This is a genomic window from Streptomyces sp. NPDC093089, from assembly GCF_044754405.1.
GTDB lineage: Bacteria > Actinomycetota > Actinomycetes > Streptomycetales > Streptomycetaceae > Streptomyces.
In genome coordinates, this window is the sequence record NZ_JBIVPA010000032.1 from 1 (window position 1) to 17,044 (window position 17,044).

Consider the following 17,044-nt stretch of genomic DNA (forward strand, 5'->3'; position numbering starts at 1 on the left):
CCCCCAGCCCACCCAGGCCTCCTTCCGGAGACGGAAACGGGCTCGCCGGCGAGGCGGCGAAGCCGCCTGAGCTGACGTCGACAGGAGCGTCATGGCTGGGTCCTAGCGTCGGTGACCGAGAGGTCCGGACGGGGAGCGAAGCGGTGCGGCCTGTGGCCGGTAATCGCCCCTGCGTAAGGGCTGGTTGATGGATGATGTTTACGCAACCATCAGTAGTGTGATGGTGGCATTCCCGCTGGGGGGCGTCAAGCACGAACAGGTAGCGAATGAGAGGGGTGCGTGGGGTGTCCGAACAGAACGCGACCGGTCGGTCGACGGGCGTGAGCGACGGTCGACGGGGGGTACGTGCGAGGCCACGCCGGGTGTCCATGGCGGACGTCGCCCAGCGGGCGGGGGTCTCGTCCCAGACGGTGTCCCGCGTCTCCAACGGCGACGCGGCCGTCGTGGAGACGACCCGGAGGAAGGTCCTCGACGCGATGAAGGAGCTGGGATACCGCCCGAACAGTGCGGCTCGCGCCCTCAAGCGAGGTGACTTTCGAGCCATAGGTGTGATCATCGGCGGGCTCACCAGCACGGGCAACGTCCGGACCCTGGACGCCGTCACCGGCTCGGCCTCCCGCGCCGGCTACGCGGTCACCCTCATCCCGCTCGACGCGCCCACCCAGGACAACGTCAAGGGGGCTTTCACGCGGCTCGACGAGCTGGCGGTCGACGCCGTCGTGCTGATCATGGAGGTGCACCTGCTCGACGCCGTCGCCCTCACCCTGCCGCCGCACGTCAAGGTGGTCGTGGTGGACTCGGACGCCACCGGGCGCTTCCCGGTGGTGGACACCGATCAGCGCCAGGGCGCCCGCTCCGCGGTGCGGTACCTGCTCGGACTCGGCCACGACACGGTGTGGCACGTCGCAGGGCCCGAGGAGTCCTTCGCCGCGGGCCGCCGTGCCGAGGCGTGGGAGGCGGCTCTGCGGGAGGAAGGGTGCCCGGTGCCTCCCGTGCTGCGCGGGGACTGGACCCCCGAATCGGGTTACGAGGCGGGGCTGAGGCTCGCCGGTGAGGCGTCGTGCACGGCCGTGTTCGTGGCCAACGACCAGATGGCCCTCGGCGTGCTGCGGGCCTTCCACGAGCGCGGGGTGCGCGTCCCCGAGGACGTCAGCGTCGTCGGCTTCGACGACATCCCCGAGGCGGCCTCCTTCATCCCGCCCCTGACCACCGTCCACCAGGACTTCGCCCAGGTCGGAGCGCTGTGCGTGGACGCCGTCCTGCGGGAGCTCGAAGGCGAGACGGTGACGGGGGTGCGGCTCGTGGCGACCGCCCTGGTGGAGCGGGACAGCACGGCGCCTCCCGGCGCGCACCGTCGCCGGGAGTGACGCCCCGGGGGCGTCCCCGTCGTTCCGTATCGCGGGCCCATGCTTGCCAGGCGTGAATCGGGCAGGGCTAAATGGGGACTATGAGCGGAGAAACGGGTCATAAGGCACGTGACCCTCTGGAAGGCCCCGGCAAGGGCCCGCGACGCATCCGATCGTGGCTGACCACACGGAGCGTCGCCCGTCAGGTCTTCCTCCTCCAGCTGATCCTCGTGGTCCTCCTCGTCGCCGCCGCGGTCGTGGCGATCGTCGTACAGGCCCGGCGCGACACCATGACCGACGCCCGGCACCGGACCATCGCCGCCGCCCAGTCCTTCGCCCACGCCCCCGGCCTCGCGCGGGCGCTGGAGAGCGACTTCCCGACGGTCGAGCTCCAGCCCCTCGCCGAGGGCGCGCGCAAGGCCGCCGGCATCGACGCCCTGATCGTGTACGAACTCGACGGCATCACCCTCACGCACAGTGACCCCACCCAGCTCGGCAAGCACGTCATCGGTCCGTACGCCGAAGCGGCGGCCGGCCGGCCCTTCACCCGTACCTTCCAGGGCGCCCTCGGCCTCTCCGTGGTGTCGGCGGCCCCCGTCCGGGACGCGCAGGGGCACGTGGTCGGCATCGTGTCCGCGGCGGTGACCGTCGAGAAGGTCCAGGACTCGGTGGACCAGCAGCTGCCCGTCTTCCTGGCCAGCGCGGCCGGTGCCCTCGCTCTCGTCGCCCTCGGCACGGGCCTGGTGAGCCGACGGCTGCGCCGTCAGACCCATGGCCTGGGCCCGGCGGAGATGACGCGGATGTACGACCACCACGACGCCGTCCTGCACGCCGTCCGCGAGGGCGTGCTCATCACCGGGCGTGACCACCGGCTGCTGCTCGCCAACGACGAGGCCCGCCGGCTCCTGGACCTGCCGCCGGACGCGGAGGGCCGCCGTGTCGCCGACCTGGGTCTCGACTCCTCCCTCACGGCCCTCCTGGCGTCGGACCGGATCGCGACCGACGAGGTGCACCTGGCCGCGGACCGCCTCCTCGCCCTCAACAAGCGGGTGACGCTGCCGACCGGCGACCAGCACGGCAGCGTGGTGACCCTTCGGGACACCACCGAGCTCCGCTCCCTCTCCGGCCGGGCCGAGGTGGCGAGGGAGCGGCTGACGCTGCTCTACGACGCCGGAGTGCGCATCGGAACCACGCTGGACGTGGTGCGGACCGCCGAGGAACTGGCGGAGGTGGCGATCGCCGGGTTCGCGGACGTCGTCACCGTCGAACTCCTCGACCCCGTCCTGAGCGGCGAGGAGCCGGCCGGGGCCAGCACCGAACTGCGCCGGACGGCCACCGCCGGCCTCACCGAGGACCACCCCCTCTACCCCTCCGGGGAGCTGATCCGCTTCGTTCCCGGAACGCCGGTGGACACCAGCGTCGCCGAGGGCCGCTCCGTGGTGGTGGCCGACCTCGCCGCGTCGACCGGATGGCGCGCCCAGGACGAGGAGCGGGCCCAGCGCATCCTCCGCTACGGCATCCACTCGCTGGCGGTCGTACCGCTGCGGGCGCGGGGCGTGGTCCTGGGAGTGGCGAACTTCTGGCGGTCGGGGAAGTCCACGCCGTTCTCCGACGAGGACCTGTCCTTCGCCGAGGAGCTGACGAACCGGGCCGCGGTCTCCATCGACAACGCCCGCCGCTACACCCGTGAGCACTCGATGGCGGTCACCCTGCAGCGCAGCCTGATGCCGCGCAGCCTCCCCGACGACCAGGCGCTCGACGTGGCCTCCCGCTACCTGCCCGCGGAGTCCGGCGTGGGCGGCGACTGGTTCGACGTGATCCCGCTGCCCGGCGCCCGGGTGGCGCTGGTCGTGGGCGACGTCGTCGGGCACGGCCTGCACGCCGCGGCCACCATGGGCCGGCTGCGGATCGCCGTGCACAACTTCTCGGCCCTCGACCTCTCCCCGGACGAACTGATCTGGCGCCTGGACGAACTCGTGGCCCTCATCGACGTCCAGGACGAGTCCTCCGAGGGCTGGGAGGAGACGATCACCGGAGCCACCTGCCTGTGCGTCGTCTACGACTCCGTCTCCGGAGAGGTCGCCGTGGCCACGGCGGGACACCTGCCGCCCGCGGTCGTCCGACCCGACGGCAGCGTGGAGTTCCTGGAGTCCCCGGTCTCCCCGCCGCTCGGACTCGGCGCGGGCATGCCCGTCGAGACGACCAGGACGACCCTGCCGGAGGGCTCACGGCTCGTGCTCTACACCGACGGCCTCCTGGAGGACCGCAGCAGGGACCCCGACGAGAGCCTGGAAGCCCTCCGCGAGGCCCTCGCCGGGCCCGACCGCACGCCGGAGGAGACGTGCGCCGATGTCATCGACACGATGCTGCCCACGGGGTCGGGCGACGACGTCGCCCTCCTCGTGGCCCGCGTGAGCCGGATGGCTCCCGACCGGGTCGCCGAATGGGACGTGCCGCGCGACCCGGCGTCCGTGGGCCCGGTCCGCAACGCCTGCGCCCGCAAGCTGGCCGAGTGGGGCCTGGAGGACATCTCCTTCGGCAGCGAGCTCATCCTCAGCGAACTGATCACCAACGCCGTCCGCTACGGCCTCGAACCCGTCAAGGTGCGCCTCCTGCACGGCAGCTCGCTGGTCTGCGAGGTGTCCGACGGAAGCAGCACCGCCCCGTACATCCGGCGGGCCGCCGACACCGACGAGGGAGGTCGAGGCCTGTTCCTCGTCGCGCAGTACGCCGAGAAGTGGGGCACCCGCTATTCCCCCCGGGGCAAGACCATCTGGGCCTCCCAGGCGATCGGCGTCGACGCGGGGCCCGATCCGGACGCACTGGGGGAGGACGACATCCTCAGCCAGTGGGAGGACGTGGAGCTGTGAACGCGGGGGCCGACGGCGCGCAGGTCCTGCGCACACCGACCGTCGCCGCCTCAGGGCGGCCGTCCGTCCGGGCCCGGGCCCGTTCCGTGCGGACGCCACGGAGCGGCCCGAGTAGGCTGGAAAACCTCTTTGTCGTGCTTTTTGTCCTTGCGGAGACGCCGTGGTCGAACCTCCCCGGATACGAGCCGTAGCCCTCACCGCCCTTCTCTGCGCCGTGGCGCTCGGCCTCGGTGCCTGCGGCGAGGAGAAGGAGCCGGTCGAGGTGGTGCCGGTCGACGTGGCGAGCTCGGCCGAGGAAGCCGGCGGCATGGACGCCTTGATCAAGGAGGCGAAGAAGGAGGGCACGCTCCACACGACGACCCTGTTGCGCCACTGGGCGAACTACGGCGGCCTGATGGACGGCTTCGAGAAGAAGTACGGCATCAAGATCGTCAACAGCAACCCGTTCGGGTCGAGCCAGCAGGAGATCGACGACATCAAGAAGAGCCGCGGCAAGGCGAGCGCCCCCGACGTGCTCGACCTCGGTGACGCCTTCGCCCAGTCGGCCGCGCGCGAGGGCCTGCTGGCCCCGTACCGGGTCGAGAACTGGGACAAGATCCCGGCGAACCAGAAGGACCCCGGCGGCGCTTGGTTCAACAGCTACGGCGGCTACGTGTCCATCGGCTGCGACAAGAGCAGGGTCCCGGTCTGCCCCGCCTCCTTCGCCGACCTGCTCAAGCCCGAGTACCGCGGCAAGGTCGCGCTCAACGGCAACCCCACGACGGCCGGGTCCGCCTTCGCCGGCGTGTACGCGGCGGCCCTGGCCAACGGCGGCTCGTTCGACGACATCCAGCCGGGCATCGACTTCTTCGCGAAGCTCGACGACGTCGGCAACTACAACCGCGGCAACCCCAACCCGGAGGCCATCGCCCGGGGCGAGACCCCGATCAGCATCGAGTGGGACTTCCTCAACCTCCGCCACATCGACGAGCTGCGGGGCACCGACGTGAACTGGAAGGTGTCCATCCCCTTCGACGGAAGCTTCTCGCAGTACTACGCCCAGGCGATCAACAAGTACGCCCCGCACCCGGCCGCGGCACGCCTGTGGCAGGAGTACCTCGCCAGTACGGAGGGGCAGAACCTGCGGCTGTCGGGTGACGCCCGCCCCGTACTCATGGACGTCATGGCGAAGGACGGCACCCTCAACAAGGAGAAGGCGTCGAGGCTGCCGACGATCGAGGGCAACGCGCCGACCTTCCCCACCGACCCGCAGCTGAACAAGGCGCTGCAGGTGGTGAGGGAGAACTGGGAGAAGGCCATCAACGGGTGAGCGACGAAGGCCTCGACGGGCGAACGGCGAAGCCTTCGACGACTGGACGGCGGAGGAGCCGCCCGCCTCGGCGGGGCGTGCGGCCTGCCGGGCCGCACGCCCCGCAGGTGTCTCACTCGCCGGGGAACGACACGCCCAGGTCGCGGCGGATGCCGTCCAGGATGTGCATCATGCCCAGCGTTTCGGAGTGCGGCATCAGCGGGGACTCCAGCAGCCCGGCGCCGATGCAGCGGGCGGCTTCGGCGGCCTGGTAGCACAGGCCGCCGTCGAGGGGGTCGGGGACGAAGGTGTCGAGGAGCTCGTGGTCGCGGCCGATCAGGCGCACCTCGGCGGGGCCGTAGAAGTGGCCGTCGATCTCCAGGCGTGCGCGGGTTCCGCAGACCGACGCCGTGGTCGGCGTACGGGCGAAGATCGTCGTGTTCAGGACGCCGTGCGCCCCGGAGGGGCTGGTGACCACGATCGACGCCTGGCCGTCCACGCCGGTGAACGCCTTCGTGCCCACCGCGGTGACCGAGGCGAACGGCCCGAGGACCATCGACGCGAAGGAGACCGGGTAGATGCCGAGGTCCAGGAGCGCCCCGCCGGCCAGTTCGGGGGCGTAGTGGCGGTGTGCGGCGTCCGGCTCGACCGGGAGGCCGTGGTCGGCGATGACGGTCCGCACCTCGCCGAGCAGCCCCGACGCGACCACCTGCCGGATCACGTCGATGTGCGGCAGGAACCGCATCCACATGGCCTCCATGAGGAAGACCCCCCGCTCGCGGGCCGCCTCGATCAACTGCTCGGCCTCGCGGGCGTTGCGGGTGAACGCCTTCTCCACGAGGACGTGCCGACCCGCGTCGATCGCCTGCATCGCCTGCTCGAAGTGGCCCGAGTGCGGGGAGGCTATGTAGACGATGTCGACGTCGCGGTCCTCGACCAACTCGGCGTAACTGCCGTACGCCGTCGGGATCCCGAAGCGGTCGGCGAACGCGCGGGCGCGCTCGGCGTCCCGCGAGCCGACGGCCACCACCTTCTGGTCGGTGTACGTCCGCAGCGCCTCCACGAAGCGGGTGGCGACCCAACCCGGCGCGACCACGCCCCACTTGAGGACGGGTGCGTCGCGGGGTGAGGGCGTCCGGGGAGCGGGCAGCACCAGGGGGGCCGCGTCGTGGACGTGGGCGGTCCGGTCGTTGAGCATGAGGTTCCCATCGGTTGAGGAAGCCCGGCGTCGGGGCGTGGGGAAGGTGGTCTCGATCGCGGTGGACGGGGGTCGGCGATGGTCGGCCGACCGGCCCGACAGGGGTGCGCAATCGATTGCGCAACCGTAGTTCGAGGGCGCCGGGGGCTGTCAAGCCCGATGTCTCGCATCGTGGATCCGCGCCTCGGAGGTGACCGGCGGCGGCTGCCCGCGCCGAGGGGGCCGGCGGCGTGGCCCGGCGCTTCGCGGGCGGAGAGTGTCGTCCGGGCGGCGGTCAGGCGGATTCGCGCAGGACGAACTCGGTGCGCAGGGCGACCTGGACGGGGCTGACGCGACCGTCCAGGCGCTCCAGGAGCAGACGTCCGCAGGTGCCCCCCACCTCGTAGGCGGGATGGCGGATCGTCGAGAGCCGGGGGCGTACGAGAGAGGCGACCTCGATGTCGTCGTGGCCGATCACCGCCAGGTCGGACGGGACCTTCAGGCCCATCTCCTCGGCCGCTTCCAGTACGCCGATGGCGGAGCGGTCGTTGACGCAGGCGACGGCGGTCGGGGGGTGCGGGAGGGCCATCAGTCGGCGAAGGCCGGCGGCACCGGTTCCGCGGGTGTGCTTCCCCCGGACGACCATGTCGTCCGGGAGCTCCAGGCCGTGCCGGCGGGCGGCGGTGCGGAAGAGGTCGAGGCGGGGGTCGCCGTTGGGGGTGCCCGACGGCCCGGCGACCATGCCCAGGCGCCGGTGTCCCCGCTGCGCGAGATGCCCGACCGCCCGGTCGATCGCCTCGCGGGAATCGGCGCGTACGAGATCGAGGTCGAGGTCGCCCGATTCGCCGTCGGCGCTGACCACGACCGGGATCCCGGCGGCCCGGAGCGGGGCCAGGTCGTCCGGCACCAGCCATTGGGGAGTGATGACGACCCCGTCGAAACGGCGGTTGACCACCTCGTCGAGGTACGACAACTCCTCGGCGCGATCCGCGTTGGTGTTGCAGATGACGACGTGGAGCCGCTCCTGCCGCAACGTGTCCTGCAGTCCCCGGGCCAGCTCGGCGTAGAAGGGGTTGGCGATGTCGGGGATGATCAGTGCGGCCGTGCTGGAGCGGCCGGTGCGCAGGCTCTGGGCCACCGTGTTCAGACGGAAGCCGAGCTGCGCGACGGCCGCCTCGACCGCCTCCCTCGTGGCGGGCGCGACGGGCCGCTTGCCGCTGAGGACGTAGGAGACCGTGGTCACCGACACTCCGGCGACGCGAGCCACCTCGCTCATCGTCACCGGCTGCTGTTCCATCGCGCGTCTCCCTTTCGCTCCCGGTCGCGACCTTTCGCTCCCGGTCGCGACCGCCGTGCCGGAGGTGGCGCCGGGTGCTCCAGGTTACGGCGCGGCTCGCGCACGTCGTGGAGGCGGGCAGCGCCAAGTGGACCCCTGGTGCCCGTCTTATGGGGGTCTGCACGGATATTGACGCGTGACGACGGCGCGTGCTCCACTGGCCCGGCACGCCAGCAGTAGTGGTGTATCACGAAACGCATGTTTACGTTCCCATGACAGTGTGCGCCGATGTGGACGGGACGCCGCTCGGACCTGTCGCACCCACCGCTCCTTCTGTCGCGCCCCCACCTCCCTTCCCTTCTTTCATTGAAGGAGCTGCCATGTCTTCCCTTGGCGCGCCTCTCGGCCGCAGAGGTTTCATATCGGCGGCCGCACTGACCGCGGGTGCGGTCGTGGTCCCCGGCGGCGTCCTGTCGTCGATCGCGGCGGCGGCCGTGCCGCCCCAGGTCACCCTGCCGGAGCGGGGCATGTACGACACCGTGGCCGCGGGGTCCTGGACGGACGGCTTCGTCACCGGCAACGGCGAGTACGGCGCGGTGTTCCACGGCGCGCCGCAGCTGGAGAAGATCGTCCTCAACCACCACCGCTTCGTGCTGCCCAACGGGACGCGCGACGTGCTGCCGCCGGTGGTCGCGGACCGCTTGGACACGGTGCGGAACAGGGCCCTCGCCGGTGACTACTGGGGGGCCGCCGGGGAGTTCGCGGAGGACTGGTCCCTGCGCTGGACGCAGTCCTTCCACCCCGGCTACGAGCTGCAGTTGAGCACGCCCGGTGCGACGACCGCCAACAACTACGCCCGGGTCACGGACTTCCGCACGGGCGAGATCACGCACTCCTGGTCCGACAGCGCCGGCGTCTGGCGGCGGCGGGCCTTCGTCTCCAGGGCGGACAAGGTCCTCGTCCACGAGCTGCTGCCCGCGACCGGGCGGACCGTCGACACGACGCTCAAGGTCAGCACCGCACTCGAAGGCGTACCGAGCGACGTGGCCTTCACGATCCTCGCCGGCGTCTCCGGAGGGCAGGGCTACCTGAACCTGCGGGGGACGTACCCCTCCGGACAGGGGGCCTTCGGGTACGAGGGCGTCACCCGGGTCGTCGTCACGGGCAGCAAGGCCTCGGTGTCGGTCAGCGGCAACACCCTCGTCGTCAGCCGCGCCTCCCGCGTACTGCTCCTGACCAAGCTGGGCCGGTACGAGAACGCGGGGGAGTGGAACGCCAAGCCGCTGCACGCCGCCCTCGCCTCGCTCCCCACCGACTACGCCACCCTGCTCGGCCGCCACGCGCCCCTGCACCAGGCCATGTTCGACGGGTCCGGCCTGGACCTCGGTGTGTCCGCGGCGGACCGGAAGCTGTCCACGTCGGAGCTGACCGCGCGGCAGAACGGCGACCGGTGGACGGTCGACCTGGCACTGCTGGAGAAGATGTACGACTCCGGCCGGTACCTCTTCGTCAGCTCCAGCGGCGTCCTCCCGCCCCGGCTCACGGGACTCTGGGCGGGCAGCTGGAACGGTGCCTGGGCCGACGACTACACCACCGACGCCAACGTGAACCTGCAGGTCGCCGGCGGCAACATCCTCAGCCACGGTGACGCCATGCGAGGCTTCTTCGACCTGGTCCTCGGGCAGCTCGACGACTGGCGCACCAACGCCGCGAACCTGTACGGGGCACGAGGCTTCCTGGCGCCGTCCCGCACCGACGGCGAGCACGGCCACATGCTCCACTTCAACGGCGGCGACTTCCCCGGCCAGTGCTGGACCGGGGGCGCCGACTGGATGCTGTACCCGCTCCTGGAGTACTACCAGGTCACCGGCGACACGGCGTTCCTCCGGGACCGGCTCGGACCGGCCCTCATGGAACTCGCCCTGTTCTACGAGGACTTCCTCACCCGCACCGACGCCGACGGGAAGGTCGTCTTCGTCCCGTCGTTCTCGATGGAGAACTCCCCTTCCAACACCGGCCAGATGCTCTCCGTCAACGCCACCGGCGACATCATGGCGGGCCGCCACGCCCTCCAGGCCGCCATCGATGCCGCGAACGAACTGAACGTGGAGCAGGGCGCCGGCCAGGGCGTCGCGCGGTGGACGGCACTGCTGGGCAGGCTTCCCACGTACGCGGTCAACGGCGACGGCGCGCTCGCCGAGTGGTCCTGGCCCGGCCTGCACGACCGCTACAACCACCGGCACGTGCAGCACCTCTACGGCGCCTGGCCCCTGCACGAGATCAATCCGGAGGAGGAGCCGGACCTGGTGTTCACCGCGCGCAAGGCGCTCAGGATGCGCGGCGACGAGAACTACTCGGCCCACGGCAGCCTGCACCGGGCGCTCGCGTGGAGCCGGCTGAAGGACGGCCCGGGCGTATACGAAAACATCCGCAAGGTCCTCGGCAGCAACATGGTCCACCGCTCCCTGGTGACCTCGCACAACCCCGACCTGCACATCTACAACTGCGACGCGGCCAACGCGCTGCCGGCGATCGTCGCGGAATCGCTCCTCTGCACCCGGCCCGGACTCCTGGAGATCCTGCCGGCCCTTCCCGAGCAGTTCGCCCGGGGCGCGATCCGCGGCGTCCGCGGCCGCAACCGCGTCCTCGTCGAGAGCCTCACCTGGGACACCGCGACCCGCACGGCCACCGTCACCGTCGTGTCCGACGTCACCCAGACCCTGGACTTCGTCTGCCGGCGCGGCATCACCTCGCTGGCCACCACGGCGCCGGTGGCGCCCTCCCCGCTCGGCGGGCACGCCAGGAAGATCACGCTCACTGCCGGGGTCCGCATCCAGATCGCGGTCGGCCTGTTCTCCGGGACGTACCGACTGGTCAACCGCGCCAGCGGCAAGGTGCTCGACGTGGCGGACGAAGCGACCGGCAACGGTGCTCCGATCATCCAGTGGTCCTGGACGGGCGGCTCCAACCAGCAGTGGCGCCTGTGGCCGGACTACGACGGGTCCTTCCGCCTGTCCAACGTCCACAGCGGCAAGGTTCTCGACAACCCGGCGGCCTCCACGACCCCCGGGCAGCCGCTGGACCAGTGGACGGACACGGACAGCCCCAACCAGTGGTGGAAGCTGGTTCCTTCGGGGACGACCGGGCGCCACCACCTGGTCAACGTCTCCAGCGGCCTGCGCCTGGACGTCGCGAACGGCTCCACCGCCGACGGTGCGGCGATCGTCCAGGCGGCCGCCGCCGCGTCGGCGACTCAGGAGTGGGAGGTCATCGGCCTCTGATCGGTGCGAGACGGCCGGGCCGCGACGATCGCGGCCCGGCCGGCCGGCGGGCTTCGGCGGTCGCGGCCCGGCTGCCGGGCTTCGACGGTCGGGTCCCGATCACGGGGTGGTGAGGACCCGGCGCCGTGCTCGCCGCTGTGCTGCGCCCGCCCGGCGCGTTCCTGCGAGGGCGTGGGCTACGCCGCGTCCGAGGTCGCGATGGCCAGGTCGACGGCCGCCGGACTGAGGATGTGCTCGATGACCATGACGGCGGCCCCGATGACGCCGGCGCGGTCGCCGAGTTCGCGTCCCCGGATGGACAGGTGCTGGGTGGCCAGCGGGAGGGAGCGGCTGTAGATGACTTCGCGTACTCCGGCGAGCAGGTGCTCCCCGGCATCCGAGATGTCGCCGCCGATGATGATCACGCCAGGGTTGAAGAAGTTCACCAGCGCGGCCAGGACGTCCCCGATGTCCCGGCCCGCCTGGCGGATCAGCTGGATCGCGGCCGGGTTCCCGGCGCGGACCAGGGCGACGACGTCCCGGCCGTCCGTGGCGTCCGCTCCGGCGGCCCGGAGGCGTGCGGCGAGGGCGCCGCCGCCGGCGACGGCTTCGAGGCAGCCGGTGTTCCCGCAGCGGCAGGGTTCGTCCCCGGCGCGGGCCACCCGGATGTGGCCGATGTCGCCGGCGGAGCCCTGGGCGCCGCGGTGGAGGCGGTGCTCCGTGATGATGCCGCAGCCGATGCCGGTGCCGACCTTCACGAAGAGGAGGTGCTCGACCTCGGGACTGGCGGCCCAGTGTTCGCCGAGGGCCATGATGTTGACGTCGTTGTCGACCAGGACGGGGGCGCCGAGGCGGGGTTCGAGCCAGCCGGGCACGTCGAAGCCGTCCCAGCCGGGCATGATCGGGGGGTTCACGGGCCGGCCCGACGTGTGTTCTACGGGGCCGGGGAGGCCGATGCCGACGCCGCAGACGTCGGCGAGGGTGCGCCCGGCTTCGGCCAGCAGTTCCTCGAACTCGTCGACGAGCCAGCCCAGGACGTGTTCCGGGCCCTCGGTGATCCGGATGTCGCGGCTGCGCTCGGCGAGGACGCGGGTGGCCAGATCCGTGACGGCGATGCGCGCGTGGGTGGCCCCGAGGTCGGCGGCGAGGACCGTCCGCGCTTCGGAGTTGAAGGAGAAGGCCACGGCGGGCCTGCCGCCGGAGAAGATCGCGTCGTCCGTCGGCCGGATCCACTGCTGGTCCGCCAGTGCGTCGAGGCGCTGGGTCACGGTCGACCGGGCGAGGCCGGTGAGCTGCACCAGTTCGGTGCGGGTGCGGGCGCGGCCGTCGCGCAGGATCGCCAGTAGGGCGCCGGCGCCTGCCGGTTCGGTGGTCAACTCCCCGTCTCCATCCATGTCGGTGCTGCGGCTGTTCCAACGCCACTAATCATAACTCTCGGCGTACTTATGGTTGACGTCCGTAATAAGTCATCTCTAGGATCCGAAACATGCTCGATATACGACGACAATCGGCAGAAGTCAGGGTGGGTATCGTCGGAACTGGCTTCATCGGCCGGATCCACGCCCGAGCCGCACGACAGGCCGGGGCCCGCCTGGTGGGCGTCGCGGGAGCGGACCTGGCGAACGCCACGGAGGGCGCCCAGGCGCTCGGCGCCGAAAAGGCCTTCGAGTCGGTCACGGAACTGATCACGTCAGGTCTGATCGACGTCCTGCACGTCTGCACCCCCAACCACCTGCACGCCCCCATAGCGATGGAGGCCATGGACGCGGGCCTGGCCGTGATCTGCGAGAAGCCACTGGCCACCGACGCAGACACGGCACGGCTGATGGCCGAACGGGCCAAGGAGACCGAGGCGTTGGCCGCCGTCCCCTTCGTCTACCGCTTCCACCCGATGGTCAGGGAGGCCAGGGAACGCCTCACCGCACTGGGGCGCGTCAGCCTCATCCAGGGCAGCTACCTCCAGGACTGGCTGCTGGAATCCACCGACGACAACTGGCGGGTGGACCCCAAGCAGGGCGGCCCCGGACGCACCATCGGCGACATCGGCTCCCACTGGTTCGACCTCGTCGAGTTCGTGACGGGGGACCCGATCGCCAAGCTCTGCGCGCAGACCTCCGTGGTCGTGCCGCAGCGCGGGGGCGGCGGACCGGTCCTCACCGAGGACCTCGCCACCGTGCAGTTCGCCACCGCCTCCGGAGCCCTCGGCTCGGTGGCCGTCAGCCAGGTCGCCGCCGGTCGCAAGAACCGCCTCTTCCTGGAGATCTCCGCCGCCTCCGGAAGCCTCGCCTTCGACCAGGAGGACCCCGAGCGGCTGTGGCTCGGCGGCCGGAGCGGCTCCGAGGCCCTCGTACGCGACCCGCTGAGCCTGTCGGAGGCCGCCCGACGCTACTCACCGCTGCCGGCCGGGCATCCGCAGGGCTTCCACGACTGCTTCGACGCCTTCGTCGCGGACGCCTACGCCGCACTCGAAGGGGACGGCCGCGAGGGACTCCCCACCTTCGAGGACGGCGCCCGCGCCGCCCTGCTCACGGACGCCGCCCTCCGGTCCGCGCGCGACGGGGGGTGGGTCACGTGCTGACCATGACGGGCATCGGCAAGAGCTTCCCCGGCGCCCGGGTCCTGACGGACGTCGACCTCGACGTGGAGCGCGGCGAGGTGCACGCGCTCATCGGCGAGAACGGCGCCGGGAAGTCCACGCTGATGAAGATCCTCGCCGGCGTCCACACGCCCGACGAGGGGACGATCGCCCTCGACGGCCGCACCGTCTCCTTCAAGCACCCCACCGACGCCCAGCGCGCCGGCGTCGCGATCATCTACCAGGAACTCACCCTCCTCCCCGAGCGGACCGTCGCCGAGAACGTCTTCCTCGGCCGCGAGCCGAAGAAGCTCGGACTCGTCGACAGGGCCGCCATGGAGACGGCCACCGCCGCGCTCCTCGACGAGCTCGGTGAGGCCTCCTTCGGCCCGCGCGACCTGGTGCGCCGCCTGTCCGTGGCCCAGCAGCAGGTCGTCGAGATCGTCAAGGCGCTCTCGGTGGACGCCCGCATCGTCGTCATGGACGAGCCGACGGCCGCCCTGGCCGAGAGCGAGGTCGAGCTGCTGTACCGGCTGGTCCGCCGACTGAGCGAGCGCGGCGTCGCCGTCCTCTACATCTCGCACCGGCTGCGGGAGATCTTCGAGCTCGCCGACCGCGTCACCGTCCTCAAGGACGGCGCCAAGGTCACCACCCTCCCGATCGAGGAGCTCACCACCGCCGGACTCGTCCGGCTGATGGTCGGCCGCGAACTCACCGAGTACTACCCGGCCCGCGCCACGCGCCCCCCGGGGGACGTACTGCTCTCGGTACGCGGCGGCGGCAACGCCGTCCTCGACGGGATCGACCTGGAACTGCGGGCGGGCGAGATCGTCGGCCTGGCCGGACTGCAGGGCGCCGGCCGCACCGAACTCGCCAAGGCCCTCTTCGGCGCCGAGCCCTTCACCCGCGGCGAGATGACGCCGAAGCGCCCCGGCTCGGTCCGGGACGGCATCGCCGCGGGCATCGGGCTCGTCACCGAGGACCGCAAGTCCGAAGGCCTCGCCCTGCACCAGTCGGTGCGCGACAACGCCCTTCTCGTGGCCCGCGCCCGCGGCGGACGCGTCGGCACGAGCGTCCTCGACCTCCTGAAGCGGGTACGCCTCGCCCCGCCGAGCCCCGAGAAGGAGGTCAGGTACCTCTCCGGCGGCAACCAGCAGAAGGTCGTCCTCGCCAAGTGGCTGACGGTGGCTCCGAACGTCCTCCTGTTCGACGAGCCCACCCGCGGCGTCGACGTCGGCGCGAAGGCCGCCATCCACGAACTCGTACGGGAACTCGCCGAGGACGGCATGGCCGTCCTGATGATCTCCTCCGAGCTCCCCGAACTCATCGGCATGAGCGACCGTGTCGTCGTCCTGAGGGACGGGCGCATCGCCGGCCACCTGCCCGCAGACCCCTCGGAGGAAGCCGTGATGCACCTGGCGGCCGGATCATGACCCAGCAGCTCGGAACCGCCCTCCCCGCGAGGGGACCCGCCCTCCGCAGCTTCGCCGCGGACAGCCCCGCCAGACCCGTCTTCATGGCCCTGGGAGTCATGCTCATCCTCGGATGGGCCCTGTTCGCCTTCGACGGAGGCCAGTTCTTCGACGAGAGCAACATCGTCGGGATCCAGCAGCGTTCCGCCGCCCTCGGCATCGTCGCCGTCGGCCAGACCCTCGCGATCCTCGCCGGCTCGCTGGACCTGTCCGTCGCCTTCCTGATGAGCCTGAGCTCCCTCGTCGCCGCCGAGACCATGGCCCAGTACGGCGTACTGCCCGCGATCGGCGCCGTCCTCGTCGTCAGCGCACTGACCGGGCTCGTCAACGGGGTGGCCATCACCGTGCTGAAGGTGCACGCCTTCATCGCCACGCTCGGCGTCTCGCTCATCATCAAGGGCATCCTCGAATACCGCTACGACGGCCCCGCCGGCAAGGTGCCCCCGTCCTTCCAGCACCTCGGCTACGACCGCATCGGACCCGTGCCCGTCTCCGCGCTGCTCTGGCTGGCGATCGCGGCGGCGGCCTGGTTCCTGCTGCGGCGCACCCCGCTCGGCTACCGCATCTACGCCGTCGGCGGAGGCCCCGAGGTGGCCCGCCTCTCCGGCGTGCGGACCGACCGCGTCCTCGTCGCCACCCACGTCCTGTGCTCCCTGACCGCGGGCGCCGCCGGACTGCTGCTCGCCGCCCGGCTCGGCGCCGGCGCACCCACCGTCGGCACCGACGGAGGCTACGACCTGGAGTCCATCGCCGCCGTCGTCCTCGGCGGCACCGCCCTCGCGGGCGGCAAGGGCGGCGTCGCGGGAACCGTCGGCGGCGTCCTCCTCCTCGCCGTCCTGGACAGCGTCTTCAACCAACTGGAGATCGACTCCTTCGCCAAGGACGTGGTGCGCGGCGTCGTCCTCGTCGCCGCCCTGGCGATCTACGCCCGCCGGAGGCTCGCGCGATGAGACGCAACCTGCCCATCCTCGGCGTCCTGGCCGTCCTGCTCGTGGCGATCGCGATCGCCAACCCCTTCTTCCTCGAACCCGACGGCTTCCTGGCCTTCGTCAAGCGGGCCGCCCCGCTGGCCATCCTCGCCGCCGGCCAGTACTTCGTCATCGTGTCCGGCGAATTCGACCTCTCCGTCGGCTCGCTCGTCACCGCCGAAGTCGTCATCGCCGCCCGGCTCATCGACGGAGACCCCGGCGCCACCTGGCCGGTCGTCCTGCTCCTGCTCGCCTTCGGAGCCCTCATCGGCCTCGTCAACGGGCTGGTGACCACCCTCCTGAGGGTGCCGTCCTTCATCGTGACCCTGGGCATGCTCCTCATCCTGTCCGGAGCCGTCTTCCTGTGGACCGGCGGCTCCCCGCGCGGCGCGCTGTCCGAGGAGTTCCGGCAGTTCGGCCGCGGCAGCCTGGGCCCGGTGCCGTGGTCGGTGCTCGTCCTCGTCGCCGCCGTCGGCGGGGTCATCGCCCTCATGCGATCCGACTTCGGACGCACCCTGATGGCCGCGGGTGACAACCCGGTCGCCGCCCGCCTGTCCGGCGTGCGCGTCCTGCGCGTCAAGACGACGGCCTTCGTCCTGTCGGGCCTGTCGGCCGCGGTCTGCGCCGTCCTGCTCGGCGGATTCGCCGGCGTGTCCGCCAAGGTCGGCGAAGGCCTGGAGTTCCAGGCGATCACCGCGGTCGTCCTCGGCGGTGTCGCCCTCGGCGGCGGCCGCGGATCGGCCGTGGCGGCCATCGCCGGCGCCTTCACCCTGCAGGCCCTCTTCACCCTGCTCAACCTGTACGGGATCTCG

The 17,044-nt window shown here is 71.6% G+C and carries 11 protein-coding genes; 8 read left to right on the forward strand and 3 right to left on the reverse strand.

Going from position 1 to position 17,044, the window contains the following annotated elements; all coding sequences use genetic code 11:
• Positions 1 to 368: 368 nt before the first annotated feature.
• The 3 genes from ACIQFX_RS38970 (at position 369) to ACIQFX_RS38980 (ending at position 5,525) form a co-directional block, all read left to right on the forward strand.
• On the forward strand, positions 369 to 1,367 hold the full coding sequence (locus ACIQFX_RS38970) for a LacI family DNA-binding transcriptional regulator (RefSeq protein ID WP_402473319.1): 999 nt from the start codon (positions 369 to 371) through the stop codon (positions 1,365 to 1,367).
• A gap of 80 nt (positions 1,368 to 1,447) precedes the next feature.
• Complete coding sequence (locus tag ACIQFX_RS38975; RefSeq protein WP_402473322.1) at positions 1,448 to 4,216, forward strand: SpoIIE family protein phosphatase; 2,769 nt, start codon at positions 1,448 to 1,450, stop codon at positions 4,214 to 4,216.
• Positions 4,217 to 4,376: 160 nt separating this feature from the next.
• Positions 4,377 to 5,525 (forward strand): ABC transporter substrate-binding protein, encoded by a 1,149-nt coding sequence (locus ACIQFX_RS38980; protein ID WP_402473323.1) that lies wholly within the window; start codon positions 4,377 to 4,379, stop codon positions 5,523 to 5,525.
• Between the two features lie 112 nt (positions 5,526 to 5,637).
• On the opposite strand, the gene ACIQFX_RS38985 is transcribed toward ACIQFX_RS38980, so the two are convergent.
• A complete protein-coding gene (locus ACIQFX_RS38985; protein ID WP_402473325.1) occupies positions 5,638 to 6,702 on the reverse strand; it encodes a Gfo/Idh/MocA family protein in 1,065 nt (354 codons plus the stop codon).
• A gap of 274 nt (positions 6,703 to 6,976) precedes the next feature.
• Positions 6,977 to 7,978 (reverse strand): LacI family DNA-binding transcriptional regulator, encoded by a 1,002-nt coding sequence (locus tag ACIQFX_RS38990; protein ID WP_402473328.1) that lies wholly within the window; start codon positions 7,976 to 7,978, stop codon positions 6,977 to 6,979.
• Between the two features lie 359 nt (positions 7,979 to 8,337).
• Here ACIQFX_RS38990 and ACIQFX_RS38995 point away from each other — a divergent pair, with 359 nt between their 5' ends.
• Positions 8,338 to 11,238 carry a glycosyl hydrolase family 95 catalytic domain-containing protein gene (locus ACIQFX_RS38995; protein WP_402473331.1) on the forward strand — a complete coding sequence of 967 codons (2,901 nt, stop codon included), beginning with the start codon at positions 8,338 to 8,340 and terminating at the stop codon, positions 11,236 to 11,238.
• A gap of 176 nt (positions 11,239 to 11,414) precedes the next feature.
• Here ACIQFX_RS38995 and ACIQFX_RS39000 read toward each other — a convergent pair whose 3' ends face one another.
• Entirely contained in the window at positions 11,415 to 12,593 is a 1,179-nt protein-coding gene (locus ACIQFX_RS39000) for an ROK family protein (protein WP_402473334.1), read from the reverse strand.
• 146 nt (positions 12,594 to 12,739) lie between these two features.
• Between ACIQFX_RS39000 and ACIQFX_RS39005 the strand changes: the two genes are divergently transcribed.
• The 4 genes from ACIQFX_RS39005 to ACIQFX_RS39020 all read left to right on the forward strand — a co-directional run.
• A complete protein-coding gene (locus ACIQFX_RS39005) occupies positions 12,740 to 13,795 on the forward strand; it encodes a Gfo/Idh/MocA family protein (protein ID WP_402473335.1) in 1,056 nt (351 codons plus the stop codon).
• A complete protein-coding gene (locus tag ACIQFX_RS39010; protein WP_402473337.1) occupies positions 13,789 to 15,225 on the forward strand; it encodes a sugar ABC transporter ATP-binding protein in 1,437 nt (478 codons plus the stop codon). The genes ACIQFX_RS39005 and ACIQFX_RS39010 overlap by 7 nt, the downstream gene beginning before the upstream one ends.
• Positions 15,222 to 16,214, forward strand: a complete 993-nt coding sequence (locus tag ACIQFX_RS39015) for an ABC transporter permease (protein ID WP_402473339.1) — start codon at positions 15,222 to 15,224, stop codon at positions 16,212 to 16,214. The genes ACIQFX_RS39010 and ACIQFX_RS39015 overlap by 4 nt, the downstream gene beginning before the upstream one ends.
• Positions 16,211 to 17,044 (forward strand): ABC transporter permease (locus tag ACIQFX_RS39020; protein ID WP_402473342.1); only part of this gene is annotated, 834 nt, incomplete at its 3' end. The genes ACIQFX_RS39015 and ACIQFX_RS39020, both read left to right, overlap by 4 nt.

Coding starts and splice junctions, on each gene's coding strand:
- ACIQFX_RS38995 (WP_402473331.1), top strand. CDS start 8,338: ATGTCTTCCCTTGGCGCGCCTCTCGGCCGCAGAGGTTTCATATCGGCG.
- ACIQFX_RS38985 (WP_402473325.1), bottom strand. CDS start 6,702: ATGCTCAACGACCGGACCGCCCACGTCCACGACGCGGCCCCCCTGGTG.
- ACIQFX_RS38970 (WP_402473319.1), top strand. CDS start 369: ATGGCGGACGTCGCCCAGCGGGCGGGGGTCTCGTCCCAGACGGTGTCC.
- ACIQFX_RS39015 (WP_402473339.1), top strand. CDS start 15,222: ATGACCCAGCAGCTCGGAACCGCCCTCCCCGCGAGGGGACCCGCCCTC.
- ACIQFX_RS38975 (WP_402473322.1), top strand. CDS start 1,448: ATGAGCGGAGAAACGGGTCATAAGGCACGTGACCCTCTGGAAGGCCCC.
- ACIQFX_RS38990 (WP_402473328.1), bottom strand. CDS start 7,978: ATGGAACAGCAGCCGGTGACGATGAGCGAGGTGGCTCGCGTCGCCGGA.